The sequence below is a fragment of the Pseudoflavonifractor sp. SW1122 genome, assembly GCF_012027765.1.
Lineage (GTDB): Bacteria > Bacillota > Clostridia > Oscillospirales > Oscillospiraceae > Enterenecus > Enterenecus faecium.
Genome location: NZ_SJOS01000077.1, coordinates 1 through 6,762 on the forward strand (window position 1 = coordinate 1; position 6,762 = coordinate 6,762).

6 protein-coding genes are annotated in these 6,762 nt (G+C 54.4%); 5 read left to right on the forward strand and 1 reads right to left on the reverse strand.

The window, feature by feature from the left end; translation table 11 throughout:
- The 3 genes from E0L15_RS11825 to E0L15_RS11835 all read left to right on the forward strand — a co-directional run.
- Window positions 1-283: hypothetical protein (locus E0L15_RS11825; protein WP_168125745.1), on the forward strand; the 283-nt coding region annotated here is incomplete at its 5' end.
- 263 nt (window positions 284-546) lie between these two features.
- Entirely contained in the window at window positions 547-2,661 is a 2,115-nt protein-coding gene (locus E0L15_RS11830; protein WP_168125746.1) for a penicillin-binding transpeptidase domain-containing protein, read from the forward strand.
- 24 nt (window positions 2,662-2,685) lie between these two features.
- A complete protein-coding gene (locus E0L15_RS11835; protein ID WP_243155482.1) occupies window positions 2,686-4,056 on the forward strand; it encodes an MATE family efflux transporter in 1,371 nt (456 codons plus the stop codon).
- Between the two features lie 116 nt (window positions 4,057-4,172).
- Here E0L15_RS11835 and E0L15_RS11840 read toward each other — a convergent pair whose 3' ends face one another.
- On the reverse strand, window positions 4,173-4,748 hold the full coding sequence (locus E0L15_RS11840; protein ID WP_087392385.1) for a molybdenum cofactor guanylyltransferase: 576 nt from the start codon (window positions 4,746-4,748) through the stop codon (window positions 4,173-4,175).
- Between the two features lie 892 nt (window positions 4,749-5,640).
- On the opposite strand from E0L15_RS11840, the gene E0L15_RS11845 reads away from it, so the two are divergent.
- The gene (locus E0L15_RS11845; protein WP_168125747.1) at window positions 5,641-6,318 is read left to right on the forward strand and encodes a hypothetical protein; all 678 of its coding nucleotides are present in this window, start codon (window positions 5,641-5,643) and stop codon (window positions 6,316-6,318) included.
- Window positions 6,319-6,406: 88 nt separating this feature from the next.
- Window positions 6,407-6,762: hypothetical protein (locus tag E0L15_RS12270; RefSeq protein WP_206020636.1), on the forward strand; the 356-nt coding region annotated here is incomplete at its 3' end.

The window sequence follows — 6,762 nt, forward strand, 5'->3', positions numbered from 1 at the left end:
GGGCTATGTGGCCCTGCTGGCCTTTGTGGGCTGGGTGTCCGGCCTGCTGGGCCAGTACGTCCTGCGTCAGGACCTGTGGGGCCACGTGATTTGCTGCGTGGTGCTGCTGGTGGTGTGGGAGGCGGTGCAGCTGCTGGCCGTGGCCACCTCCACCTCCGCCCCCCTGGGGGTGCTGCTCTCCCTGGCAGCAGGGGAAGGGCTGTGCTCCCTGGTGTGTGCGTTTCCTGTATACGCAATGAACCGTTTCTGCTGCGTCCACTACGGTCGAATCTATCACGAATAAGATTTGACCAGGGCTTCTTGTCTCCGATACGGAAGGATATATCATGAGTAAACGTCCGGAAAATGCAAGCATTTCCCGGAGGATTTGCAGCCCGTTGCATGCACCCTTGGGTCAAAGGACGACCCAAGGCCACACTGACGGGCTGAGAAGTGTATTTTCCCATGCACATGTCCTGGGAAAATACGTGATTTCAATTTATTTGCCCGCCCATGGCGGGCAAACTCTGCCGAGGGCTTTTTGTCTCCGATACGGAAGGAATTATCATGAGTAGATTCATCGACTTTAACTCCAACAACAAAGACACCCACACCGAGGACGAAGGACATCGGCTGCGGGTGCGCTCCACCCTTTTGATGGTCTTGTTCGGCTGTCTCCTCCTGGGCTTCTTCTCCATCCTGTACCAGTTGCAGGTGGTGGACGGGGCCCAGTGGCGGGCCAACGCCAACTACAACATCACCCAGACCGAGACGGTGGACGGGGTGCGTGGAGAGATTCTGGACCGCTACGGCCGGGTGCTGGTGTCCAACTCCCTGGGCTACTCCGTGGAACTGGACACCGCCTCCATGGGCGACCACGTCAATGAGGTGATCTCCCAGCTGCTGGAGCTGTGTGAGAAAGAGGGGGTGGAGTGGTCCGACACCCTGCCCATCTCCAAAGAGGCCCCCTGGACCTACACCAAGGACGAGAACCTGTTCGCCTATCGGGCGGACAACGACGATGGCACCTTTGAGATTCTGCCCACCCAGCTGGGCAAGCTGGCGGAGAAGTACAAGTGGGTGAAACGTGCCGAAACCGCTCAAATTTCCGCCCAAGAGCTGATGGAGGCCATGTGTGAGACCTTCTCGGTGGAGACCAAGGAGCTCACCCCCCAGGTGCGAGCGCTGCTGGGGGTGCTCTACGAGGTGGCCCTGCGCCAGGAGCAGATCACCTACAACCCCTACACCTTCGCCACCGACGTGTCCATCTCCTTCATCACCCAGGTGAAAGAGCTGGGCCTGCCCGGGGTGTCCATTGTCACCTCCACCAACCGGGTGTACAACACCAAGGCGGCGGCCCATGTGCTGGGCCGCATCGGCCTCATCAGCGCCGAGGAGTGGCCCACCTACCAGGCCCTGAACTACCCCATGAACGCCTATGTGGGCAAGGACGGGGTGGAATTGGCCTTTGAGTCCTACCTCCACGGCACCAGCGGCACCCGGCTGCTGGAGACCGACGAGAACGGGGCGGTGGTGAGCCAGCAGTGGCAGACCGAGCCCCAGCCGGGCAACCATGTGGTGCTCACCCTGGACAGCCAGCTCCAGGCCCACACCGAGCAGCTGCTGGGGGACTTCGTGTCCGGGCTGTCCGATCCCGCCGGCGCCGCGGCGGTGATGGTGGACATGAGCGGCGGGGTGCTGGCCCTGGCCTCCTATCCCACCTACGACCTGTCCACCTACACGGAGGACTACAACGACCTGCTCACCGACCCCGCCAAGCCTCTGCTGAACCGGGCCACCCAGGGCGTGTACGCCCCCGGCTCCATCTTTAAGATGGTCACCGCCGTGGGAGGCCTCACCGAGGGGCTGATCACCCCCTCCAGCACCACCTACTGCTCCGGCATTTACACCTATTATCCCGACTATCAGCCCGTGTGCTGGATTCGTACCAGCACCGGCGGGTCCCACGGCAGCGAGACGGTGAGCGAGGCCATCAAGGACTCCTGTAACATCTTCTTCTACGACCTGGGCCGCCGCCTGGGCATTGACAAGCTGGTGGATTACGCCACCGCCTTCGGCCTGGGCCAGTACACCGGCATCGAGCTGCCCGAGTCCAAGGGCACCGTGGCCGGGCCGGAGACCGCCGAGAAGCTGGGGGACGTGTGGTACGCCGGTCAGACCCTGTCTGCCGCCATCGGCCAGAGCGACAACCAGTTCACCCCCATCCAGCTGGCCAACTACGTGGCCACCCTGGTCAACGGGGGCAACCGCTACGAGACTCACCTTTTGAAAGAGGTGAAGTCCAGCGATTACTCCCAAGTGGTGTATGAATACGAGCCCAAGCTGGCCTCCACCATCGACATTGACCCCGAGGACCTGGCAGCCGTGAAACAGGGCATGTACGACCTGTCCCAGACCGCCTCCATGGCCCGGTACTTTGACGACCTGCCCGTGTCTGTGGGCTGTAAGACCGGTACCGCCGAGGTGTCGGGCAGCGACGCCACCGCCACCTTCGTCTGCTTTGCCCCCTACGACGACCCCCAGGTGGCCCTGTGCCTGGTGGCGGAGAAGGGCTCCGCCGGCGGCAATCTGGCGGCTCTGGCGGCCTCCATGCTGGAGGAGTACTTCTCCAACGAGGACAACCTGAGCGTCACCGATCAGGAAAATACCCTGCTGCACTAACACTTTCCTCTGGAGGGACCTGTCTTGACCCCCGTACAAAACGACTTTTCCCAGGGCTCTGTGGCCCGGAACATTCTCTCCATCGCCGTGCCCATGACGGTGGCCCAGGTGGTGAACATCCTCTACTCCCTGGTGGACCGCATGTATATCGGCCACGTCCCCGGGGTGGGCCACACCAGCCTCACGGGCATGGGCCTCACCCTGCCCCTCATTTCCATCGTGCTGGCCTTTGCCAACCTGGGCGGCATGGGGGGCAGCCCCCTGTGCTCCATCTACCGGGGCAAAGGGGAGGAGGGGCTGGCCAGCGCCGTCATGGGCAACACCCTGTCCCTGCTGCTGTTCTTTGGGTTTGCCATCCCTCTGGTGACCATTCCCTTTTTGGACCCCATTCTGGTGGCCTTCGGGGCCAGCGACGCCACGTTGCCCTACGCCAAGGACTATAGTTTCATCTACCTGCTGGGCACCCCCTTTGTCACCGTGGGTCTGGGTATGAACCCCTTCATCAATTCCCAGGGCTTCGGCAACAAGGGAATGCTCACCGTAATGCTGGGTGCGGTGGTAAATCTGGTGCTGGACCCCATTCTCATCTACGGACTGAACCTGGGGGTGCGTGGGGCCGCCATCGCCACCATCATCGCCCAGGCCTGCTCGGCGGTGTGGGTGCTGAGCTTCCTCACCGGGAAAAAATCGCTGCTTCCCCTGCGCCCCTGCCACCTGCGCCCCCGGTGGGACCACCTGCGGCGCATTATCACCCTGGGGCTGTCCGGCTTCTTCACCAGCATCACCAATTCCCTGGTGCAGATTGTATGTAACAAGGTGCTGCACATTTACGGCGGCGACCTGTACGTGGGGGTCATGACCATCATCAACTCCCTGCGAGAGGTCACCTTTATGCTCATTCAGGGCTTCAGCAGCGGCGTCCAGCCGGTGCTGGGGTACAACTACGGGGCAGGGGAGAAGCGCCGGGTGTGCGCCTGCATCCGCTTCGCCGTAGGGGTGACGGTGGGGTATGCGGCCCTCATTTGGCTGTTAAACATGACCATTCCCGGCCTGCTCATCCGCATCTTCAACAACAACCCGGACATGCTCCAGGCGGGTGTGCCTGCCCTGCGGGTGTACTTCTCCATGTTCGTATTCATGGCCCTGATGATCTCCAGCCAGTCCATTTTTGTGGGGCTGGGCCAGGCCAAGAAGTCCATTTTCTTTTCCATCCTCCGCAAAGCGGTGATCAACGCCCCCCTCACCGTACTTCTGGCCTTTTTGTGGGGCGTGAACGGTGTTTTTGTGGCGGAAGCGGTCTCTCAATTCGTCTGCGGTTTCCTGTGTTTCTTCACCATGTACCGCACGGTATACCGTCCTCTCTCCCATGGTCACAATTTTGCAGGGGCGGTATAGGGACAATTTCCACAGCTTCCACAACTTCCACAAAGTTTTCCACAAGCTGTTCAAGTACAAGCCCCCCCTTCCCAATTTCTTTGGGAAGGGGGGGCTTTTTCGCTTTTTTAGTTGGTTCAGATCAGGTTTTCGGCCTCTTCCAAATCGGCGGGGGTGTCCACGCTGCGGAAGGGGGCGGTGTCCTCCAGAGGGATGTACACGGTGTTGGCCCAGTTGAGCAGATTGCGGATGTCGTAATCGCCGTTGAGCATCATGGTCTCTGCAAAGGACATGCACCGCTTGCGGTACACGCCAAACAGGGGCTGAGGCACTCCGTCAATGGTGTACACACAGGCATCGGCGTCGCCGATGGCGTCCACCAGGGTGTCGGCCTGGGCCGGGGTGAGGAAGGGGAAGTTCACGCCCACCAGCAGCATCCAGCGGGTGGTACAGGCCCGCAGACCCGCATGGAGTCCGGCCAGAGGGCCCCGGTCAGGATAAATATCTGCCACGGCCAGAGTGCCAGCAGGGGCCAGAGCCTTCCGCTCCGGAGCGCCCACAGACAGCTGGACTCCTGCGCCGTAATGGTTCCAGGTCTCCACCGCCCGATCCAACAGGGTTTTGCCCCCCAGGGTCACCAGGGCTTTGTCCGTCCCCATCCGCTTGGAGGGGCCGCCTAACATAATCTGAACGGTGAGTTCACGTTTCTTCATTGGGATTTACCTCCCGTCGCCAGAGTAGTCACTAAGGACAGTATAGCACACACTGCCTCAATGTGCCACACCAAATTTATGAAATTTCACGAAGGGGGCCTTGCCTCTCCCTCTGGGAGAGGTGGCAGCCCGTCAGGGCTGGCGGAGAGGGTGTCCGTCTAACCGCCCTTGTTTCAGGCTTGCCAGCCTGGCGGGGACGCTTCCCGCTGGGGGTTTCTTTTGAGCGGGCAAAAGAAACCAAAACCCGCTTAGGGCGTTCCCCCCTAAGGACCTCCCTTGGGGTACCAGGCTGGAACTGCGTCAAGTCTAAATTCGGCCCGTTACCCTTGCTGTGGCTCCTGTTTGTGCCACCATATCAGGCCACCCTTGGCAACTGGCCCTATCGCCAGGTGGTTTCCACGTCCGGGCCTACTCTGGGGATGCGGCGTTCCCGCCGCCGGGAGCCGGGTGTCCGGTGCCTTGCCAGCCCCAATGCTATAGGCGGTACCGGAGGCAACTTAATAACTTGAACTTCATAGAGCAAGCCATACAAATGTATCAAACAGTCAGGCCTAATAAAATGTTTAAATTCTACTTTTATTGAAATTATTTGAAGTTAGTGATATTCTAGGATACATGTAGACAACTAAAAAAGTATTTGCACTATTTAAACCTCAATAAATATAATTTGTTGTTTTGGGATCTCTTCCTTACAAATCTTTATAGGCAGGTGTGATTAAATACTTATTCAGTGCCTTTTGCGCTGACTTCAACTATGGCAATGAATAGTGTTTGTTTAGCTATGAATTTTATTACTTCTCTTTTTTCCTCTTTTTTTACTGTAGTAAGTATAGTATTAAATTTATTTACATACATTCCTCAATTTTTCAATTGGTTAAGCAGCAAAAGATACATGAGGGCCGTTTTAGATTCAGAAAACCATCATATTTTGATTACTCAATCAATTTTTGGCCCTGGTATGATTTCGAAAACATTTACAAGAAATTATTTTGTAATTACCAAACGTTCGGCAATCTCTATTTGGAAAATTAGTAAGTTCCTCGATGCAGCAAAAATTCCATACCAAATCTTTGAAACTGATGAGAATCAGTTTGACGAAATTCATATCGGAGGGCAACTCACTAATGTTCACACGAACGCATATATATACCAATTCTTTCCTAACTTTTATTTTGTAGATAAACCTTGCAATAAAGAACAACATGAGAAGTATTTTAACATTCATACTGAATGTATAAAATATTCCGATGAATTTAATGGTTTTCTCATTGAAAAAAAGGATGAGACATCTACTTCGACTTTGTTCCCTGTAAACAAAGAAACCGATTATATATTCCTCATCAAATTAAAAATCACCAATTTGAGTATCAATAAAACAGTACATTTGATATTTGGTGGTTCCGACATTGGGACTTCTGTGGCAGTAGATTTTTTCACCAAAAACTATAAAGATATTTATAAACTTGCGAAGAAAGATCAGTATTTCATTGCAATGCAAGTTCACAAGACTAATCAGACAGCAGCTATTTCTTCCATACAAGATTTTACTGCAAGAATGTTTAATCTTTAATATCAGAATTTACATTAGCCACCTAAACACATCAGAAAACAAAAACCGAGCACCATGTATTCCCATTTTATAAACAAGGAGGCCTCCTGTGAAATTCCTAGAGTTTTTAGACCAATACTCATTCTTATTTTCACTCTTTTATACTGTAATTGCTACAATTATAGGATTTCTCGCCAGCAAAATTGTTCCAGCAATAAAAAAACATAAAATACGAGAATGTTTATCTCTGTGCAAACTGGATTGCAAAATTGCTATGCCGAATTACACTAAAAAATTACATAATAAACATGATCTTGTTGAAATATGTACAATTGGCGATATTAAAGCGGCTTCTAATATAATTGATTTAATTCACTCTACAGGGCTCTACTCACATCAGCAATCCATAATATATGAAGGGAACTATTCTGACTCATTCGATCATTACAATATTTTTTGTATAGG

Coding starts and splice junctions, on each gene's coding strand:
- E0L15_RS11830 (WP_168125746.1), top strand. CDS start 547: ATGAGTAGATTCATCGACTTTAACTCCAACAACAAAGACACCCACACC.
- E0L15_RS11840 (WP_087392385.1), bottom strand. CDS start 4,748: ATGAAGAAACGTGAACTCACCGTTCAGATTATGTTAGGCGGCCCCTCC.
- E0L15_RS11845 (WP_168125747.1), top strand. CDS start 5,641: ATGAGGGCCGTTTTAGATTCAGAAAACCATCATATTTTGATTACTCAA.